We start from the raw sequence: 19,310 nt of genomic DNA, 5'->3' as shown, positions 1-19,310 counted from the left end.
CGGCGGCGTGCCTGGCTATCCTGTCAGGAGATGGACATCGACGCTCTCTCGGCCGCCCGCACTGCGCAGTGGACCCGCCTCGACGAGCTCTCGCGCAGGCGCCGCCTGACCGGAGCCGAGGCGGACGAGCTGATCGAGCGCTACCAGGCGGCATCCGCGGACCTCGCCACGATCTCCTCCACCGCCGGATCGACGGCCGTCGGCACGCGGCTCGCCGTCTCGCTCTCGCGGGCTCGGGGACGCCTGACCGGCACGCGAGACGAGCCGCTCGCCGCGGTCTCCCGCTTCGTCGTCCTCTCGCTCCCGGCCGCTCTGCACCGGCTGCGCTGGCTGACGCTCGCCGTCGCCCTCGCGACCGCGGTGGTGGCGACGCTCTACGCGCTCTGGATCCTCGGCGACCCGCGCCTGCTCGCCGCGCTGGGCGACGACGAGGAGCTGCGGCGCTTCGCCCGGGGCGACTTCATCGACTACTACTCCGAGAACCCCGCCGCCTCGTTCGCCGGGCAGGTCTGGACCAACAACGCCTGGATCGCGGCGCAGTGCGTGGCCTTCGGGATCGCCGGCGTCTACGTGCCGTACATCCTGCTGCAGAACGCGCAGAACCTCGGCACGTCGATCGCGGTGATGTTCCACGTGGGGGAGGGCGACACGTTCTTCCTCTACATCGCGCCGCACGGCCAGCTCGAGCTGACGGCCGTGTTCGTCGCCGCGGCCGCGGGCCTGCGGATCTTCTGGGCCTGGATCGCTCCCGGCGCGCGCACCCGCGGCCAGGCGCTCGCCGAGGACGCGCGGAGCCTGTTCACGGTGGCGATCGGCCTGGTCTTCGTGCTGCTCGTCTCGGGCGTGATCGAGGGGTTCGTCACTCCGGCGCCCTGGCCCTGGTGGCTCAAGATCGGGATCGGGGCGCTCGCCCTCGGCGCGTTCCTCTTCTACATGATCGTCGTCGGCGGGCGCGCGGTGCGGGCGGGGGAGACGGGCGACCTCGACCGGTTCGAGGCGGGGTCGCGGAGCATCGCGGCCGGCTGAGCCGAGCCGGACGAGCACGGCCGTCGAGTCGCGCTCCCGGGAGCGGCGACGGCCTCTCTCGCAGGTCAGAGCCGTCCGGCCGCCTTGAGGGCGAGGTAGCGGTCCGCGAGCGCCGGCGGGAGAGCGGAGGGGCTGCCGAGCACGACGTCCCCGCCGAGACGGCGGACGGCGGCCGAGAGCCGGTCGACGTCCGCGAGCGAGCGCTCCGCGGCGGCGGCGGAGTAGACCGCGGCCCGGTCGCTCCGGTCCTCCGCCATCCGCTGCAGCTCGGGGTCGAGCGCGCAGGCGACCACGACTGTGTGCACGCGGGTGAGCTGCGGGAGCACCGCGAGGAGCCCCTCCGCCGAGCCGACCGAGTCGAGCGCGGTGAGGAGGACCACCAGCGAGCGCTGGGAGGCCAGGGTGCGCACCTGCGCGGGGACCGCCGCCCAGTCGGTCTCGATGAGCTGGGGCTGCACGGGGGCGAGGGCGTCCACGACGCGGGTCAGCACCTCCGTGCCGGTCGCGCCGTGCACGCGGGCTCGCCGGGTGCGGTCGAACGCGAGCACGTCGACCCGGTCGCCGGCCGAGGCCGCGAGGGCCGCCAGGAGGAGTGACGCCTCGATCGCCGTGTCCAGGCGCGGCTCGTCCTCGATCCGGGCGGCGGACGTGCGGCCCGTGTCGAGCACGACGATCACGCGCCGGTCGCGCTCCGGGCGCCAGGTGCGGACGACCGGCTCCCGGCGCCGCGCGGTCGCCCGCCAGTCGAGCGAGCGGACGTCGTCGCCGCGGACGTACTCGCGCAGGCTGTCGAACTCCGTTCCCTGCCCGCGGATCATCACACTGGTCCGCCCCTCCAGCTCGCGCAGCCGCGCCAGGCGCGAGGGCAGGTGGCGACGGGAGCGGAAGGCGGGCAGCACCCGGACGACGGCCGGCGCGGCCCGCGTCGCCTGGCGGCCGGCCAGCCCGAGCGGCCCGCGGGAGCGGATGGTGACGTGGAGTGCCCGGCGCTCGCCGCGGCGGAGCGGCTCCAGGACCGTGGTCACCGCGCGGCGCTCGCCCGGCGGCAGACGCAGGGACGACCGGGTCTCGAGGGCGCCGGCCGAAGGCTCCCAGGCGTCGCGGAGGACCCCCGTGATCCTCCTGCGGCCGGTGCTCGTGACCAGGAGGGTCGCCTCGGCCCGCTCGCCGAGCCGCACCCGGTCCGGCACCCGCCGCTCGAGCACGACGGCCCGGGGCGAGCCCGCGACCGCGACGTCGATCCCGACGAGGACCGCCCAGGCCAGGAGCCAGAGGCCGAGCACGGCGAAGGCGACCTCGGGGCGGCCGCCCAGGAGGACGACCGGCACCAGGCCGACGAGGAGGACGAGGACGCTGCGTCCGGTGAGGTGCACGGCTCAGACCGGGACGCGGACCTGCTGCAGGATCCCGCCCAGGACGGCCTCGGTGCGGACGCCCTCGAGCTCCGCCTCCGGCTCCAGCTGGATGCGGTGGCGCAGCACGGGCAGGACCATCGCCTGCACGTGGTCGGGGGTGATCGAGCCGTAGCCGTTGAGCCAGGCCCAGGCGCGGGACGCCGCGAGCAGGGCGGTCGAGCCGCGGGGGCTGGTGCCGAGCTTGACGCTCGGGCTCTCGCGGGTGGCGCGGGCGAGGTCGACGATGTAGCCGAGGACGTCGGGGCCGGCTCCGACGCGCCGGGCCGACGCCTGGGCGGCGCGCAGACGAGCGGCGTCGAGCACGGGGCGCACGCCCGCGGCGTCGAGATCGCGCGGGTCGAAGCCGGCGGCGTGGCGCGAGAGCACCTCCACCTCGACGTCGCGCGGCGGGATGTCGAGCACGAGCTTGAGCAGGAACCGGTCCAGCTGGGCCTCCGGGAGCACGTAGGTCCCCTCGTACTCCACCGGGTTCTGGGTGGCGGCGACGAGGAACGGGTCCGGCAGAGGCAGGGTGCGCCCGTCGACGCTGACCTGGCGCTCCTCCATCGCCTCGAGGAGCGCGGCCTGGGTCTTCGGCGGCGTGCGGTTGATCTCGTCCGCCAGCAGGAGGTTCGTGAAGACCGGGCCCTCGCGGAAGGCGAAGCCGGAGGTGGAGGCGTCGTAGACGAGGGAGCCGGTGATGTCGCCGGGCATCAGGTCCGGCGTGAACTGCACCCGGCGGGTGTCGAGGCCGAGCGAGACGGTCAGGGCGCGCACGAGGAGCGTCTTCGCGACTCCGGGGACGCCCTCGAGCAGGACGTGCCCGCCCGCGAGCAGGGCGATCAGGAGCCCGGAGACGGCGCCGTCCTGGCCGACGACCGCGCGGCCGACCTCGGAGCGGACCCGGTCGAGCTCGGCGCGCAGGTCGTCGTCGGAGACCGGCGCTCCGTCGCGGGCGGAGGGGGTGGTGTCGCTCATCGGGAGGGGCCTTCCGGTCGTCGGGCGGTCGTCGGGGAGAGGGCGGCGCGGAGCGCGCTCTCGAAGCGGAGGAGCTCGTCGGAGGCGGCGACGAGGGCGGCGTCGTCGCCCGGCAGGTCGTCGACGAGCAGCCGGCGCAGCGCGGCCTGATCGCGGCCGAGGCGCTCGGCGGCGACGGCGACGATCTCGTCGACCCCGGTCGCCGGAGCGAGTCCCAGGAGCGCGGCCGTCCGCCGGAGGGTGCCGATGCGCAGTGCGTCGAGGGCGCGGGGCCGCAGGGCTCCGCGCGCGTAGAGCCGCGCGCGGCCGCGGGCCGTCTCGCTCGCATGCACGACGACCGGCAGCGGCTCGACCGCGAGCGGGCCGAGCCGGCGGCCGCGCCAGACGGCGGAGGCGACGAACACGGCCACCAGCAGCAGGAGAGCCGGGGTCACCCAGCCGGGGGCGAGGTCGGCGGGTGCAGGGGTGGCGCTCGCCGAGTCGGCGGCTCCGGCGCGGTACCAGACCAGCCGGTCCTCACCGCCGAGCAGTCCGAGCGCGAGAGCGGCACGGCCGTCCTGGCCGATGGTGCCGTTGCGGAGGAGGTCGGCGTCGCCGATCGCGGTGACCTCGGCGCCCTGCGGGAATCCGGTGCTCACGAGCAGGAAGCCGTCGTCGCCCGAGGGGAAGCAGCCGACGGCGTCGCCGTCGCCGAGGATCCGGTACGTGCTCCCTCCGGCGGGGAGCGTGCCGGCGCGCTCGGCTGCGGGGAGCGGGCACTCGGCGCGGAAGGGGCCGTCGCCGGCCGGGGAGCCGGCGAAGCGGACGTCCGGCAGCAGGGCGTCGAGCGCGGCTCCTCCCGGGGTCACCAGGACGAGCGAGGCCGAGGCGCGGGCGAGCCGGCGGTACTGGGCCTCGTCGAGGGCCACGTCCGGGTCGTCGACGAGCAGTGTCGCGTCCGGGGAGGAGGCGGCGAGAGCGGAGTCCAGGTCGTCGGCGCGGACGACCTCGACGCCCTGATCGCGCAGCACCTGGGCGAGCGCGCGGGCGCCGTCCGGGGTCGCGCTGTCGACGTCGAGGTCCGGGGCGGCCACCCGGGTCCCGGTCGCGACGGTGAGCAGCAGAGTGCCGACCGCGACGATCACGAGCAGGAGCACCCACACCCGTCCGCGGCGCAGCAGCGCGCCGAGGGTCGGGCTGGAGACCGTGTCGGCGCTCACCGGGGCGCCGCCAGGGCGTCCAGGACCGGCGAGGCCGCGGCGAGCTCGCGGTCCAGAGCCGCGACCCGCTCGTACTCGGCCGGGCCGCAGGGCTGCCCGAGGTAGCGCACGCGGTCGAAGTCGTCGGCCGTGCGGCGCAGCGCGGCGGCGGAGGAGGGGAAGGCCGCAGAGGCGCGCGACGCCAGGCCGAGCGCGGTCGTGCCGGGCGAGACCCGCAGGACGGTCCGCTCGTCGAGGGAGCGCACCAGGGCGCGGAAGCGCTCGACGAGCGCCTCGTCCCAGTCCCCGCGGGCGGCCGCGGCCTCGGCGAGCGAGCGGAGGATCGCGGCAGAGCGGGTGTCGTCGTCGGCGAGCACCGCTCCCGTGACGGTGCTGCGGCGACCGGCGCGGGGCCGTCCCGCGATGACGAGCGCGGCGACCACGAGCGCCACCAGCACCAGCACGCCGATCACGGCGGCGATCGGCACCGGCGGGCCGTCGCCCTGCAGCGTGAGGGAGGCGAACCAGTCGCGCACCGCCTGCACCACCCGGTCGAACAGGGTCGGCTCGGCCGCCCGGTAGCGCGGGTCGGCGAGCTCCTCGAGGAGGAGTCGGCGCGCCTGCTCCGCGTCGGGCTCGAGAGGGGCCGCGGCGAGGATCACGGGCGCTCCGTCACGGGGAAGGGATCGGGGGAGGGGCGGCCCGCCGCGCGCTCCTCGACGTGGCGCATCAGCACCAGGTCGAAGCCCTCGCGGCGCATCCGTCGGTCGAGGTAGACCAGGCCCGTCACGGCCGACTGGAGCACGGTGCCGACGGCGCCGATCACGAAGCCCACGGCGACGGAGGCGATCGTCACCACGAGCGAGGTGACGAGCTGCGCGTCCGGGTCGGTCGGGGCGATCAGGGCGCCGGCGATCGGGATGAGCAGGCTGAACGGCGTGGCCACGATCTGGCCGGCGACCTGGATGATCACGGTCATCAGCGCGAGCGCGCCGAAGGTGCGCCAGAAGCCGCCCGCCACCAGCCGCCACGAGCGCGCCACCGCACGGCGCAGCGGCAGCCGCTCGACGACGATCAGGCTCGGCACCAGGGCGAGCTTCGTCGACAGCCAGACCCCCAGCGCGAGGGCGACCAGGCCGGAGCCGACGAGCACCAGGATCCCGCCGACGATCGCGCTCGACGTCCCGTCCATCGCTCCGATGACGAACAGCGGCACGGCGAGCGCCACGGCGAGGAGCACCAGCAGGAGGTAGCCGACGCCCTGGAGGACCGTCCAGCCGATCAGCGCCCAGAAGCGGCCCCGCAGCCGGGCGAGCAGCTGTCGGAAGGTCGCCCGCTCGCCGAGGACGCCGCGGGTGACCTCGAGCACGACCACGCCCTGCACGAGGGCGCCGCTGGCGAGCGAGACGGCGAGGGGGATGAGGGCGGCCAGGACCACGACCGCGAGGGAGCCCGCGCCGACGGCGTCGCGGTCGGCGGACTCCGCCTGCGCGATGCGCCCGACGGCGAGCACCGCGATCAGGCCGTAGACCGCCAGGGCGAGCACCGACCCGAGGCCCTGCACCAGCAGGGCGACGCCCAGGGTCGTGCGGGGGCTGCGGCGGAGGACCTGGAACGGGGCGCCGAGCAGGGTGCCGAAGCCGAGCGGGCGCAGCGGCACGAGACCGGGCTTGGGCGGGGGAGTCCAGCCGGGTGCGGGGCGACCGGGCGACCAGGGGCCGGCGCCGGCGGGCGACCAGGAGCCCCCAGCGGGACCGGTCGGTACGGGACCTGCGCTCGGCGGCGCGGGCGACCAGGAGCCCCCGGCGGGACCGGTCGGTACGGGACCTGCGCTCGGCGGCGCGGGCGACCAGGCCGGGGCGACGGGAGCGGGCAGCGGCCTGCGCCGGTCGCCGTCCTGCGCCGGGACGGCCGCGTCGTCCGGACGCCCTGCGGGCGGGGGCCACTGAGCTGCGTCGGTCATCCCCTCCATGCTGTCACAGGCGTGCGGGCGGGGTCCTCCCCCGAGCGGACCCCCTTCGCCCGCAGAGCCCGCTCCCCGCCCACGGAGAGGTGCGTCGGTTAGCCTGGGTCGGGTCACCGTGCGCGCCGTGGGCGGGCGCGACCCGAGACGAGGAAGAGCAGACCGATGAGCGCGCGCATTCTGGTGGTCGACGACGACGCCGCCCTGGCCGAGATGATCGGCATCGTCCTGCGCGCCGACGGGTACGACGTCTCCTTCTGCGCGGACGGCTCAGGCGCCATCGAGGCCTTCCGGCGGGCCCGGCCGGACCTGGTCCTGCTCGACCTGATGCTGCCCGGGATCGACGGGATCGAGGTGTGCCGCGCGATCCGCGCCGAATCCGGTGTCCCCGTCATCATGCTGACGGCCAAGTCCGACACCTCCGACGTCGTGCAGGGCCTCGAGTCCGGCGCCGACGACTACATGGTCAAGCCGTTCGACCCCAAGGAGCTCGTCGCGCGCATCAGGACGCGCCTGCGTCCCGCCACCGCCGCCGCGAACGCGGTGCTGCAGGTCGGGGACCTGAGCCTCGACGTCGCCGGCCACGAGGTCCGCCGCGGCGAGACGCGCATCGGCCTGACCCCGCTCGAGTTCGACCTCCTCCTCGCCCTCGCCTCCAAGCCCCAGCAGGTCTTCACCCGCGAGATGCTGCTCGAGCAGGTCTGGGGCTACCACTACAAGGCCGACACCCGCCTCGTGAACGTGCACGTCCAGCGCCTGCGCGCCAAGGTCGAGAAGGACCCGGACGACCCCCGCATCGTGATGACCGTGCGCGGCGTCGGCTACCGGGCCGGCGCCGTCCTCCCGGGCTGACCGTGCCGCGCCTCACCGCTCCCGACGTGCGCCGGTGGCCCCGCCGCGTGCTCGGGGTGTGGCGCACGTCGCTGCAGTTCCGCGCGGTCGCGATCACGGTCCTGCTCAGCGGCATCGCCATCGGCTCGACCGGCGTCTACCTCTCGTACAGCATCAGCGACAACCTGTTCCAGTCGCGGCTGACGCAGGTCACGGGCGACACGTCGCGCGCGACCCGGGCCGCGCAGGGCTACCTCGACGCCGCCACCGTCTCCACCCGCCAGGACATGGAGGAGGTGATGAGCTCGGTGCGCACCGCCGTCCGGGACGCCTCCTCCTCCGCGCTGATCGCCGTCGTGCGCTCGCCCGACCAGGAGGCGTCCTCGCTGGCGCCCCAGGACATCTACAACCGCGAGCTGCAGAACGGCGTGATCAGCGACGCGCTGCGCGAGCGGGTGCAGGCGGGCTCCGACGGGCAGTACTGGCAGTCGGTGACGCTCGACGCCTCCGGTCAGCAGCAGCCCGGCATCCTCGTCGGCTCGACCCTCGAGCTGCCGAGCTCGGCCGGGCGCTACGAGCTGTACATCGGCTACTCCCTCGCGGACGCGGAGCGCACGCTCCAGTTCGTGCAGCAGGTGCTCAACGTGGCGGGGATCCTGCTCATCCTGCTGATCGGAGCGGTCAGCTGGGTCGTCGTGCGGATCGTCGTCGCCCCGGTCCGGGTCGCGGCCGAGACGAGCCAGCGCCTCGCCGCCGGCGACTTCGACGTGCGGATCCCCGAGCGGGGCCAGGACGTGATCGCGACCCTCGCCCGGTCCTTCAACGGCATGGCCGACAGCCTGCAGGACCGGATCAGCGAGCTCGCGACGCTCAGCCAGGTCCAGCAGCGGTTCGTCTCGGACGTCTCGCACGAGCTCCGGACGCCGCTGACGACGATGAAGCTGGCCGGGGACGTGCTCTACGACCAGCGCGAGGACTTCGCCCCGGTCGCCGAGCGCACGGTCGAGCTGCTGCACAGCCAGATCGACCGCTTCGAGAGCCTCCTCGCCGACCTGCTCGAGATCTCCCGCCACGACGCGGGGTCGGCCGAGCTCGAGCTCGAGCCGGTCAACCTGGTGAAGCTGGCCGGCGACGAGATCGAGGCGATGCGGGGGATCGCGGAGGCGAACGGCTCCCGGCTCACTCTCTCCGCCCCGGGCGGCTACTTCGACGCCGACCTCGATCCGCGCCGCATCCGCCGGATCGTCCGCAACCTGCTGGGCAACGCGATCGAGCACGGCGACGGCCGCGAGGTCGTCGTCACCGTCGACAGCAACGCCAGCGCGGTCGCCCTCGCCGTGCGCGACTACGGGCACGGCATGAGCAGCGAGGAGGTGGTGCGCGTCTTCGACCGCTTCTGGCGCGCCGATCCGTCCCGTCGCCGCACGCTCGGCGGCACCGGCCTCGGCCTCTCCATCGCGCAGGAGGACACCGCCCTGCACCACGGCTGGCTGCAGGTCTGGTCCGTGCCCGATCGCGGCGCCTGCTTCCGCCTGACCGTGCCCCGCCACCGCGGCGAGCGGATCGAGGCCTCGCCGCTCCCGCTGCCCCCGGTCGACGCGGGCGAGCAGGCCTACAGCGGCCCGATCGTCCTCCCGCCGCTGCAGGCTCCTCCGGTCGGGGCCGCGGGGGTGCTCCCGTGAGGCGCGGCGTCCTCCGCGCCGTCGCGGCCGCCGCGCTGCTCGCGCTCGGGCTGGCCGGGTGCGCCGGCATCCCGCGGGACGGCGACGTCGGAGTCGGACGGCCCGACACCGCGCCGCAGGACCTCCAGTACGACTTCCTCCCGTCGGGACCCGCCGTCGGTGCGTCGCAGCGCGACATCCTGACCGGCTTCATCGACGCCGCGTCGAGCCCGCAGAACAACTACAAGATCGCCCGCGAGTTCCTCTCCACCGGAGCCGACTGGACGCCGGGCGAGCACGTCACGGTCGACGAGGGCCAGCGCTCCGCCTCGCCGCAGTCGGGATCCACGCTCTCGCTGACGATCACGCCCGTCGCCGAGGTCGACGCGACCGGCGTCTACACCGACGTCGCCACCACGGCCGGCCTGACCCTCGACTACGGCTTCGTCCAGGAGAACGGCGAGTGGCGCATCAGCGCGCCGCCGAGCGGCGTGGTGATCGACCGCACCACCTTCGAGCAGGTCTTCTCAACGCACGCGCTCTACTTCTTCGACCCCGGATACCAGTACCTCGTGCCGGACCTGCGCTGGTTCGCCTCGCGCGCCGACAGCTCCACCAGCACCACGATCGTCACCGAGCTGCTGCGCGGCCCCACGCCGTGGCTGCGGGACTCCGCCGCCGTCGTGTCGGCCTTCCCGACCGGCACGACGCTGGCGGCCGAGACCGTCCCGGTCGAGTCGCAGCGCGCCGTGGTGGATCTGAACCCTGCCGCGCTCGAGGCCGATCCGGCGCAGTGGCGGCTGATGGCGCTGCAGCTGAACCGGAGCCTCGCGAACGTCTCGAACGTCACCGGAGTCGCGCTCTCCGTCGAGCAGAACCCGATCGACGTCCCCTCCGAGGTCACCGGGCTGCCGACCTCGCCCCGCGTCGACACCCGGCCGCTCGTGCTGACCGACGACGCTTTCGGATTCCTCGGCTCCTCCGGGCTGGCCGGCCTCGGGATCTCGGATCGGATCGAGGCGCTGCAGCCGCGGGCCGCAGTCCTCGGCGAGCAGCGCGGGGCCGACTCGGACGCGTCGGCCGCCGTGCTCACCGCCGCGGGCGTGAGCCTCGTGGAGCCCGACGGCGCCGACGTCCTCCTCGACGGGCGGTCGGGCCTCGTCGCGCCGACGATCGATCCGCTCGGGTACGTGTGGTCCGTGCCGTCGGCCTCGCCCGGGCAGCTGGTGGCGTACTCCGCGGACGGCTCGCGCTCGATGCAGGTCGCGACGGCCTGGAGCGAGGTCGAGTCGCTCGCCTCGATCGCCGTGTCGCGCGACGGCACCCGGATGCTGGCGCTCGCCCAGGACGGGCAGCAGGCGACGGTGCTGGTGGCCGGCATCACCCGCTCACGGGACGGCGACCCGGTGGCGGTCGGCGAGCCGGTCGTCCTCCGCTCGACCCTGGGGACCGCGGTCGCCGCGGCCTGGACGGACGAGCTCGACGTGGTCTCGGTCGTCCGCGCCTCGACGGGGGAGGACGCCGTCACGATGAACCTGCTCGGCGGAGGCGCCACGGCGCTCGGCACGACGACGGGCACGGTCCAGATCGCCGCGGGCAACACCTCGACCCAGGTCCGGATCCTCGCCGAGGGCGGGGAGCTCCGGCAGCAGCGTGGCTCGGCCTGGCAGACGACCGCGACGGACATCCGGCTGCTCGCGGCGCAGACCGGCATGGGGTCCTGACGGGTCCTCTCGGCGGCGACGAGCCCTTCCGACGGCGGCGCGCTCCGGATGCTCCTCCCCAGGCGCGTCGGGCGGGCGGATCGTCCCGATCCGACGGATCCGCCCGACGCGCCGCGGCCCGGACGGCGAACGTGGAGGCATGCTCTCCGATCACCTGCTCGACGCCCTCGCCGTCCTCCTCCCGCTGGAGTGCCCCGCCTGCGGAGAGCCGACGAGCCGGGCGCCCTGTCCGGACTGCTCGGCCGACGCGGCCGCCTCGGCCTGCCTGCTGACCCGCGTCGTCGGACCGCCGGACGATCCGCTCCTCGTCGTCACCGGTGCCCCGTACGAGGGCACGGTGCGCCGCCTCGTCGTCGCGCTGAAGGAGGAGGGCCGCACGGCCTGCCTCGCCCCGCTCGGCGCGCTGCTGCGTCCGGCCCTCGGCGCGGCGCTCGCCGGCAGCCCCGCGATCCTGGTCGTCCCGCCCGGCTCCTGGCTCGGCCGCGTGCGGCGGGGCGCCGATCCCGTCGCGCAGCTGGTCGCCGCGTCGGGAGGGCGGGCGGTGCGTCCTCTCCGGCGGTCGCGGATGGTCCGCGACCAGGTCGGGCTCGGCCGCGTCGAGCGGCGCGGCAACCTCGACGGGGCGTTCCGCGCCCGCCGTCCGCTCTCGTCGTGGCCGCCGGTGGTCCTCGTCGACGACGTGGTCACCTCCGGCGCGACCCTGCTCGAGCTCCGGCGCGCCGTGCGTGCGGCCGGCGGGACGGTCCGGGCCGCGGCGGCCCTGGCCGGCACCGCGCGACGAGGAGGGAACGTAGCAGCAGAATCCGGACGAACTCCCGGTGACGATCCGGTGGCCGGGGTCTACGGTGGGGGCACGGCGTGAACGGTCCGCCCCGGAGAAAGGCGGCACGCCGTACTCGACTGGGAGGTTGTCATGGACATCGACATCACAGGACGCAACATCGACATCACCGATCGCTTCCGCGCGTACGCGACGGAGAAGTCGGACAAGGTGGCGCACCTCGCCGATCGTGCTCTCGCACTCGAGATCAAGGCGAGCAGGCACGCCGAGGGCAAGGGCTCGGCCGGCGGCGACCGCGTGGAGCTGACGCTGATCGGCAAGGGGCCCGTGGTCCGGGCCGAGGCGAGCGGAGCCGACAAGTACGCGGCGTTCGACGTCGCCATCGGCCGGCTGCTCGAACGGGTGAGACGCGCCAAGGACCGGAAGAAGGTCCATCGGGGCCAGCATCGGCCGACCTCGCTCCGCGACGCGGCCGCCGACGACTTCAGCGTCGTCGCCATCCAGCCGGCCGACGCGGCGGTGCTGGAGCAGCTGAGCACGGGCGTCATCCCCGTGCAGGAGGCGCCGGAGCCGGTCGAGGACGAGGTCGAGGAGCCGTACTGCCCCGTCGTCATCCGCAAGAAGGTCTTCGCCTCCGTCTCGATGACCGTCGACGACGCCGTCGACTACATGGAGCTGGTCGGACACGACTTCTACCTCTTCATCGACTCCGACACGAACCGCCCGAGCGTGGTCTACCGCCGCAAGGGCTGGGACTACGGCGTCATCGGCCTCGGCGACGAGGCCGACGAGCTCGCCGAGCAGGCCGCCGGCTGAGATCCGACCCCGGGCCCAGGCAGGGAGTCCGCCCAGGGCGGACGCGTCGCCCCGACCGCTCGCCGCCCGCCCCGGCTAGGCTGGTCGCGGTCCGCGCTCCGGCGCGCGACTCCTGTCTTCTACTTTTTTGGAGTACCCCGTGGCCTCTGTCCTCGAAAAGGTCCTTCGCGTCGGGGAGGGGCGGGTCATCCGCCGCCTCGAGAACTACGCGAAGGCCGTCAACGCCCTCGAAGAGGACTTCACGCACCTCAGCGACGAGGAGCTGAAGAACGAGACCGTCGAGCTGCGCGAGCGCTACTCGAACGGCGAGTCCCTCGACGACCTGCTGCCGGAGGCGTTCGCCGCCGTCCGCGAGGCCTCGCGCCGGACGCTCGGCCTCCGCCACTTCGACGTGCAGCTCATGGGCGGCGCCGCCCTGCACCTGGGCAACATCGCCGAGATGAAGACCGGAGAGGGCAAGACGCTCGTCGCGACCCTTCCGGCCTACCTCAACGCGATCGCCAGCCGCGGCGTGCACATCGTCACGGTCAACGACTTCCTCGCGTCGTACCAGTCCGAGCTGATGGGGCGCGTGTTCCGCGCCCTCGGCATGACGACCGGAGTGATCCTCTCGGGCCAGACCCCGGAGCAGCGCCGCGAGCAGTACTCGGCCGACATCACCTACGGCACGAACAACGAGTTCGGCTTCGACTACCTCCGCGACAACATGGCGTGGCAGGCGCAGGACATGGTCCAGCGCGGCCACTTCTACGCCATCGTCGACGAGGTCGACTCGATCCTCATCGACGAGGCCCGCACCCCGCTGATCATCTCCGGACCGGCCTCGGGCGAGGCGAACCGCTGGTTCGCGGAGTTCGCCAACCTCGCCAAGCGCCTCGACGAGGGCGAGGACTTCGAGGTCGACGAGAAGAAGCGCACCGTCGGCGTCCTCGAGCCCGGCATCGAGAAGGTCGAGGACTACCTCGGCATCGACAACCTCTACGAGTCGGCGAACACCCCGCTGATCTCGTTCCTCAACAACGCCATCAAGGCGCGCGCGCTGTTCAAGAAGGACAAGGACTACGTCGTGCTGAACGGCGAGGTCCTGATCGTCGACGAGCACACCGGCCGCATCCTGGCCGGACGCCGCTACAACGAGGGCATCCACCAGGCCATCGAGGCGAAGGAGGGCGTGCAGGTCAAGGCCGAGAACCAGACCCTGGCGACCGTCACGCTCCAGAACTACTTCCGCCTCTACGCGAAGCTCTCCGGCATGACCGGAACGGCCGAGACCGAGGCCGCCGAGTTCATGTCGACCTACAAGCTCGGCGTCGTCCCGATCCCGACGAACCGCAAGATGCAGCGGATCGACAACGCCGACCTCGTCTACAAGAACGAGCAGGTCAAGTTCGCCCAGGTCGTCGAGGACATCGCGGAGCGCCACGCGGCCGGGCAGCCGGTCCTCGTCGGCACGACCAGCGTCGAGAAGAGCGAGTACCTCTCGCGCCTGCTCGCCAAGAAGGGCGTGCGCCACGAGGTCCTGAACGCCAAGAACCACGCGCGGGAGGCGGCCATCGTCGCCCAGGCCGGCCGCCTCGGCGCCGTCACCGTCGCGACCAACATGGCCGGTCGAGGCACCGACATCATGCTCGGCGGCAACGCCGAGTTCCTCGCGGTCTCCGAGATGACGGCCAAGGGCCTGAACCCCTCCGAGACTCCGGAGGAGTACGAGGCCGCGTGGGACGAGGTCTTCGCCGCCGTCAAGGAGAAGGTGGGCGAGGAGGCCGAGAAGGTCCAGGCCGCCGGCGGCCTCTACGTGCTCGGCACCGAGCGCCACGAGTCGCGCCGCATCGACAACCAGCTCCGCGGACGCTCGGGCCGCCAGGGCGACCCGGGGGAGAGCCGCTTCTACCTCTCGCTCACCGACGACCTCATGCGCCTGTTCAACTCCGGCGCCGCCGAGGCGCTCATGGGCCGGGGCAACGTCCCGGACGACATCGCCATCGAGTCGAAGGTCGTCTCGCGCGCCATCCGCAGCGCCCAGTCGCAGGTCGAGGCCCGCAACGCCGAGATCCGCAAGAACGTCCTCAAGTACGACGACGTCCTCAACCGCCAGCGCGAGGCGATCTACTCGGACCGCCGCCACATCCTCGAGGGCGACGACCTGCACGAGCGCACCCAGAAGTTCCTCGTCGACGTGATCGACGAGATCCTCGAGGTGCACACCGGCGACGGCAACGGCGACGACTGGGACTTCGACGCCCTCTGGACCGAGCTGAAGACGCTGTACCCGATCAGCCTCACCATCGACGAGGTGGTGCAGGAGGCGGGCAGCCGCGGCCGCATCAACAAGGAGTTCATGCGCCGCGAGATCCTCTCGGACGCGCAGCTCGCCTACCAGCGCCGCGAGGAGCAGCTGGGCTCTCCCGCCATGCGCGAGCTCGAGCGCCGTGTCGTGCTCTCGGTGATCGACCGCCGCTGGCGCGACCACCTCTACGAGATGGACTACCTCAAGGACGGCATCGGCCTGCGCGCGATGGCCCAGCGCGACCCGCTGGTCGAGTACCAGCGCGAGGGCTTCGCCCTGTTCCAGCAGATGATGGGGCAGATCCGCGAGGAGACCGTCGGCTTCCTCTTCAACCTCGAGGTCGAGGTGACCCAGAAGCAGGGCGAGGTCGCCGGAGTCGCGGCCAAGGGCCTCGCTCAGCCGGTCGCTCCGGCCGAGAAGCTCAGCTACTCGGCCCCGAGCGACACCGGCGGCGTCGAGGTCCGCGACCAGCGCGGACAGGTGCAGCAGGCGGCCACCGCGAAGGCCCGCGCCGAGGAGGCCCGCAAGGCGCTCCCCGAGGGCGAGGCGGAGGAGACTCCGACGACCGGCGCCTTCGGCCAGAAGCCGGGCGGCTCGGACGCCCCCGCCAATCGCGAGGAGCGGCGCGCGCAGTCCAAGCGCCGCTGAGTCCTCCCCGGACGACGTTCTCGGCCCCGGTCCCGCAGCAGCGGGGTCCGGGGCCGTCGGCGTTCCTGCGGAGGCTCGGAGCCCGGCCTCGCCCGCCGTCAGGACTCGCCGCGCGCGAGGGCGGAGACGAAGCCGCCGGCGAAGGTGTCGCCGAGGCCGATCGTCGTCGGCCGGTCCGTCTCGAGGACGAGCCCGGGGACGCAGCAGGCCTCGAGCGTCGACTCCACCGCTGCGCACACCGCTTGCGAGCCGGGCTGGGGAGGGAGTCCGCCGACGCGGTCGTAGTCGGCGGCGGTGAAGCCGTCCCCGAGGAGGTAGCGGGCACTGGCCATCGTGACGGCGCCCCGCAGAGCCCCCCGGTACCGATGCGCCCGGCCGCCGACGGCCGCCGACCAGTGCCGGGTGTGCACGATCAGCACCGGTCCCGGGAGCTGCGCGGCGGCGTCGCGGAGCGCGGTGACGACCGCGACGGTGTCGAGCAGGTCGATCGGCCGGCCGAGCATCGCCTGGAGCTCGTCCTCGTTCATGCTGAGGACGTCGACCCGATCGAGCAGTGCCGCCCGCGCTCGTGCCTGGAGCTCGGGGAGGTGGAAGCCCGCGTCCTCGTAGATCACGACCGCGCCGCGGGGCAGCGCGTCGAGGTGCCGGCGGAGTGTGGCGAGCCGGTCGTCGAGGACCGCCTCGTCCTGGATGGAGTTGAAGCCGGACACGAGGACGATGCGGGCGTCCGCGAGGACCGTGCCGAGCTCCTCCGCCAGCAGCAGCTCGCGGTTGGGCGGGTCGTTCGAGACGATGACCCGGTTGGGGTGCGGAGCGACGAGCTCCGCATCGCCGACCCGCACCCGCGCGCCGCGGGGGAACTGCACGATCAGGTGCGGGTCGGTGCTGTCGGCCGTCGCGCTGAGCACGTAGTCGTTGCCGACGGGGAGCAGCCGGCGCACGTGGTCGTCGATGCTCACCAGGTGCTGGGTCGCGACGAGGCCGTGCACCGCGAGTGCGTAGCCGGCCCGGACGCCCGTCCCGCCGAGGGTGATCCTGCGGGGGAAGCGCTGCGCGAACTCCTCGACGACGCAGGAGGAGGAGGCGAATCTCTCCCCTCCCGCGCCGACGGCGAGGAACGCGAGGAGGGCGACGACGAGATCGCGCTCGGTGTCGACCGGCGCCGTCGTCGTGAGCTCGTCCGGGGCGATCCGGTAGTCGTCGACGAGGGCCTGGACGACCGCGTCGTCCCAGTCGATCTCGTAGTCGACGGTCCCGCCCAGTCCGAGCACGATCCTCGCGTTCACCACGTCTCCCGCGCCTAGTAGAGCGAGGCCTTGCCGGCGGAGCCGAACAGGTCGATCTTCTGCGCGGCCGTCTCCTTCATCGCCGCGATGGACGGCGGCTGGATGGTGTTCGGCTCGCGGACGGACGGGTCGGCCAGCACCTCGCGCATGCGGTTGTGGTACGCCGCCTTGATGTCGCTCGAGATGTTGATCTTGTTCACTCCTCGCTTCACCGATTCCGCGATCTCGGCGTCGGGGTTGTTCGAGCCGCCGTGGAGGACGAGGGGTACAGCTACGCGCTTCTTGATCTCGGCGAGCAGGTCGAGCTTGAGCGCCGGCTTCATCGAGGCGGGGTAGAGGCCGTGGCTCGTGCCGATCGCGATCGCGAGGCTGTCCACGCCGGTCGACGAGACGAAGTCGACGGCCTCGTCGGGCTCCGTGTAGATGATGCTCGCTGCTCCGTCCTCGGCCTCGTCGTCGGTCTTCCCGATCGTGCCGAGCTCGCCCTCGACCGAGACGCCGACCGCGTGAGCGGTGTCGACGACGCGCTTGGTGACGGCGACGTTCTCGTCGTAGGGGAGCATCGAGCCGTCGATCATCACGGAGGTGAAGCCGGACTTGATCGCCAGCAGCACCTGCTCGTAGGTCGCGCCGTGGTCGAGGTGGATGGTGACGGGGACGCTCGAGCGGTGGGCGCGGGCGATGATCGCGTGCAGGATGTCGACGCCGGTGTGGCTCAGCTCGTCGGGGTGGATGGCGATCAGGAGCGGGGACTGCTTCTCCTCGCTGATCTCGAACAGCCCGTTCATCATCGCGTAGTCGCTGACGTTGAAGGCCGGGACCGCGAAGCCGTTGGCGTTCGCGACGTCCAGGAGGTCTTTTCCGGATACAAGCATTCTGTGATCGTCCTTCTCTGTGGTGGTTCCGGGCGCGCGGTCGCGCGCCTCAGCTCTTGACGGCCCCGGCGGTCATGCCGCCGATGAAGTACCGCTGGAAGAAGAGGAAGAGGAGGAGGACGGGGATGCATCCGAGGATGCTCATCGCCATCATCTCGTTCCACTCGTAGGAGTTCTGGCCCATCAGCAGCTGGATGCCGATGGGGACGGTGCGCATGTCGTCGGTGCGCGTGAGGGTCAGCGCGAACAGGTACTCGTTCCACGCGATCATGAACGTGTAGACGCCGACCGAGACGATGCCCGGGATCGCGATGGGCACCAGGATCCGCCACAGCACGGTCATCGGGCCGGCCCCGTCCATCCGCGCCGCCTCGTCGAGGTCCCGGGGGAGGGTGTTGAAGTAGCCGGTCAGCATGATGATCGCGTACGGCAGGGTGAAGACCAGGTAGGTGAGGATCAGGCCCTGGTAGGTGTTGTAGAGGCGCAGCACCACCATCAGGCCGAAGAACGGGATCAGCAGCGTGATCGGCGGGACCGCCTGGACGCTGACGATGATCACGTTGATCGGGCGCTTGAAGCGGAACTCGTAGCGGCTGAACGCGTAGGAGGCGAGGATCGCGACCACGAGCGTCAGCACGACCACGGCGATCGCCACGACGTAGCTGTTGATGAAGAAGCGCACCTTGGTCGGGTCGCCGAGGATGCCCGAGTACGCGTCGAACGAGAACGCGTCGGTGATCAGCCGCGGCGGGTACTCGAAGATCTCGGTGTTCGACTTGAACGAGCTGGCGGCCATCCAGATGATCGGCAGGCCCGCGAAGGCGGCGCCGATCAGCAGGAGGACCCAGACGCCGAGCTTGGCGCCGAGCTGCCGCGGTGCGCGCGGGGGCCGGGGGGAGGCGGGGGCGACGGCGGGGCGGGAGGCGGTGGCGGTCACGTCAGTCCCTGGCTTTCTGGTTCCGCACGTAGAACACGGCGAGGACCATCGTGAGGAGGAGGATGAGCACGGCGCTCGCCGAGGCCACCGAGAACTCGTAGCGGCTGAACGCGAGCTTGTAGGTGTAAGTGCTGAGCATCTCGGTGGCGTCGATCGGCCCGCCGCCGGTCGTCATCCAGATCAGCGCGAACTGCTGCGAGGTCCAGATGATGTCCAGGACCGACATGCTGATGATGATCGGCTTGAGCTGCGGGACCGTGACGTTCCAGAACCGCTGCCAGGCGCTCGCCCCGTCCACCTTCGCCGCCTCGTAGAGGTCGTGCGGAATGCCCTGCAGACCCGCGAGCAGCGTGATCATGTAGAAGGAGTAGCCCGCCCAGATGTTGATCACGGTCACGGAGAGCAGCGCGGTCGCCGGCGAGGCGAGCCACTCGACGCCCTTGTCCGTCAGGCCGAGGGAGATCAGCGCGTAGTTGACCACGCCGTTCGGATTGAGCAGGAGCCGCCACAGCACCGCGATGATCGCGACGGTGAACAGCCACGGCAGGACGTAGACGACCCGGAACAGCGACTTCGCCACGGTCGGGACCAGCGGAGAGTTCAGCAGCATCGCGAACCCGAGCCCGAGGACCAGGTGCGCGGCGACGCTCGCGCCGACGAAGACGATCGTGTTGCCGGTGGCCTTCACGAATCCCGGGTCTCCCAGGACCTCCGCGTAGTTCGCGAGTCCCACGAAGACGGGCTTCGGGTTCGTGATCACGTTGTCGAAGAAGGAGTACCCGATCACCATGAGGACCGGGACGAGCATCAGGACGATCATCACGATCGCCGTGGGGGAGAGGTAGAGGTACGGGGCCAGGTCGCGGCGGTGGCGGTCACGTCAGTCCCTGGCTTTCTGGTTCCGCACGTAGAACACGGCGAGGAC

Annotated in this window: 16 protein-coding genes; 7 read left to right on the top strand and 9 right to left on the bottom strand. The window is 72.7% G+C overall.

Features of this window, described 5'->3' with window-relative positions:
- Positions 1-30 precede the first annotated feature (30 nt).
- Complete coding sequence (locus tag C5C39_RS00080; RefSeq protein WP_104352378.1) at positions 31-1,026, top strand: stage II sporulation protein M; 996 nt, start codon at positions 31-33, stop codon at positions 1,024-1,026.
- A 65-nt stretch (positions 1,027-1,091) separates the two neighbouring features.
- Here the strand turns inward: C5C39_RS00080 and C5C39_RS00075 are convergent, their stop codons facing one another.
- From C5C39_RS00075 to C5C39_RS00055, 5 genes are read right to left on the bottom strand one after another with little or no spacing between them, the layout of a single operon-like run.
- Positions 1,092-2,399, bottom strand: a complete 1,308-nt coding sequence (locus C5C39_RS00075) for a DUF58 domain-containing protein (protein WP_104232802.1) — start codon at positions 2,397-2,399, stop codon at positions 1,092-1,094.
- Positions 2,400-2,402: 3 nt separating this feature from the next.
- Positions 2,403-3,398, bottom strand: coding sequence for a MoxR family ATPase (locus C5C39_RS00070; protein WP_104352377.1), 996 nt, complete (start codon positions 3,396-3,398; stop codon positions 2,403-2,405).
- Complete coding sequence (locus C5C39_RS00065) at positions 3,395-4,597, bottom strand: DUF4350 domain-containing protein (RefSeq protein ID WP_146083855.1); 1,203 nt, start codon at positions 4,595-4,597, stop codon at positions 3,395-3,397. Before C5C39_RS00065 ends, C5C39_RS00070 begins: the two co-directional genes overlap by 4 nt.
- On the bottom strand, positions 4,594-5,238 hold the full coding sequence (locus C5C39_RS00060; RefSeq protein ID WP_104232800.1) for a DUF4129 domain-containing protein: 645 nt from the start codon (positions 5,236-5,238) through the stop codon (positions 4,594-4,596). Before C5C39_RS00060 ends, C5C39_RS00065 begins: the two co-directional genes overlap by 4 nt.
- Positions 5,235-6,236, bottom strand: coding sequence for a hypothetical protein (locus C5C39_RS00055; protein WP_104352375.1), 1,002 nt, complete (start codon positions 6,234-6,236; stop codon positions 5,235-5,237). The genes C5C39_RS00060 and C5C39_RS00055 overlap by 4 nt, the downstream gene beginning before the upstream one ends.
- Before the next feature lie 468 nt (positions 6,237-6,704).
- Between C5C39_RS00055 and mtrA the strand changes: the two genes are divergently transcribed.
- The 6 genes from mtrA (at position 6,705) to secA (ending at position 15,287) form a co-directional block, all read left to right on the top strand.
- Entirely contained in the window at positions 6,705-7,391 is a 687-nt protein-coding gene (mtrA, locus tag C5C39_RS00050) for an MtrAB system response regulator MtrA (RefSeq protein WP_104352374.1), read from the top strand.
- A 26-nt stretch (positions 7,392-7,417) separates the two neighbouring features.
- Complete coding sequence (gene mtrB / locus C5C39_RS00045; protein WP_244230606.1) at positions 7,418-9,052, top strand: MtrAB system histidine kinase MtrB; 1,635 nt, start codon at positions 7,418-7,420, stop codon at positions 9,050-9,052.
- A complete protein-coding gene (locus C5C39_RS00040; protein ID WP_104352373.1) occupies positions 9,049-10,755 on the top strand; it encodes an LpqB family beta-propeller domain-containing protein in 1,707 nt (568 codons plus the stop codon). The genes mtrB and C5C39_RS00040 overlap by 4 nt, the downstream gene beginning before the upstream one ends.
- 139 nt (positions 10,756-10,894) lie before the next feature.
- Positions 10,895-11,617, top strand: a complete 723-nt coding sequence (locus tag C5C39_RS00035) for a ComF family protein (RefSeq protein ID WP_104352372.1) — start codon at positions 10,895-10,897, stop codon at positions 11,615-11,617.
- Positions 11,618-11,668: 51 nt separating this feature from the next.
- Positions 11,669-12,352, top strand: a complete 684-nt coding sequence (hpf, locus tag C5C39_RS00030) for a ribosome hibernation-promoting factor, HPF/YfiA family (RefSeq protein WP_104224131.1) — start codon at positions 11,669-11,671, stop codon at positions 12,350-12,352.
- Positions 12,353-12,491: 139 nt separating this feature from the next.
- The gene (gene secA / locus C5C39_RS00025) at positions 12,492-15,287 is read left to right on the top strand and encodes a preprotein translocase subunit SecA (RefSeq protein ID WP_104225488.1); all 2,796 of its coding nucleotides are present in this window, start codon (positions 12,492-12,494) and stop codon (positions 15,285-15,287) included.
- A gap of 98 nt (positions 15,288-15,385) precedes the next feature.
- On the opposite strand, the gene C5C39_RS00020 is transcribed toward secA, so the two are convergent.
- Genes C5C39_RS00020 through C5C39_RS00005 form a run of 4 tightly spaced genes read right to left on the bottom strand, consistent with a single transcriptional unit; the run spans position 15,386 to position 19,193 of the window.
- The gene (locus C5C39_RS00020) at positions 15,386-16,576 is read right to left on the bottom strand and encodes an ADP-dependent glucokinase/phosphofructokinase (RefSeq protein ID WP_244229463.1); all 1,191 of its coding nucleotides are present in this window, start codon (positions 16,574-16,576) and stop codon (positions 15,386-15,388) included.
- A gap of 11 nt (positions 16,577-16,587) precedes the next feature.
- Positions 16,588-17,448, bottom strand: coding sequence for a ketose-bisphosphate aldolase (locus C5C39_RS00015; RefSeq protein ID WP_104238058.1), 861 nt, complete (start codon positions 17,446-17,448; stop codon positions 16,588-16,590).
- Between the two features lie 49 nt (positions 17,449-17,497).
- Positions 17,498-18,385, bottom strand: coding sequence for a carbohydrate ABC transporter permease (locus C5C39_RS00010; RefSeq protein ID WP_104352371.1), 888 nt, complete (start codon positions 18,383-18,385; stop codon positions 17,498-17,500).
- Position 18,386: 1 nt separating this feature from the next.
- Positions 18,387-19,193: a carbohydrate ABC transporter permease gene (locus C5C39_RS00005; protein WP_258075745.1), complete on the bottom strand. Its 807-nt coding sequence runs from the start codon at positions 19,191-19,193 to the stop codon at positions 18,387-18,389.
- Positions 19,194-19,310: the final 117 nt, after the last annotated feature.

It is taken from the genome of Rathayibacter sp. AY1F3 (genome assembly GCF_002931975.1).
Taxonomy (GTDB): Bacteria; Actinomycetota; Actinomycetes; order Actinomycetales; family Microbacteriaceae; genus Rathayibacter.
Note: the sequence above shows the minus strand (reverse complement) of the source record. Positions and strands in the feature narration are given on the sequence as shown.

Bases quoted from the DNA above. Each gene is read 5' to 3' on its own strand.
- C5C39_RS00080 (WP_104352378.1), top strand. From the start codon at position 31: ATGGACATCGACGCTCTCTCGGCCGCCCGCACTGCGCAGTGGACCCGC.
- C5C39_RS00070 (WP_104352377.1), bottom strand. From the start codon at position 3,398: ATGAGCGACACCACCCCCTCCGCCCGCGACGGAGCGCCGGTCTCCGAC.
- mtrA (WP_104352374.1), top strand. From the start codon at position 6,705: ATGAGCGCGCGCATTCTGGTGGTCGACGACGACGCCGCCCTGGCCGAG.
- C5C39_RS00035 (WP_104352372.1), top strand. From the start codon at position 10,895: ATGCTCTCCGATCACCTGCTCGACGCCCTCGCCGTCCTCCTCCCGCTG.
- hpf (WP_104224131.1), top strand. From the start codon at position 11,669: ATGGACATCGACATCACAGGACGCAACATCGACATCACCGATCGCTTC.
- C5C39_RS00015 (WP_104238058.1), bottom strand. From the start codon at position 17,448: ATGCTTGTATCCGGAAAAGACCTCCTGGACGTCGCGAACGCCAACGGC.
- C5C39_RS00005 (WP_258075745.1), bottom strand. From the start codon at position 19,193: ATGCTCGTCCCGGTCCTCATGGTGATCGGGTACTCCTTCTTCGACAAC.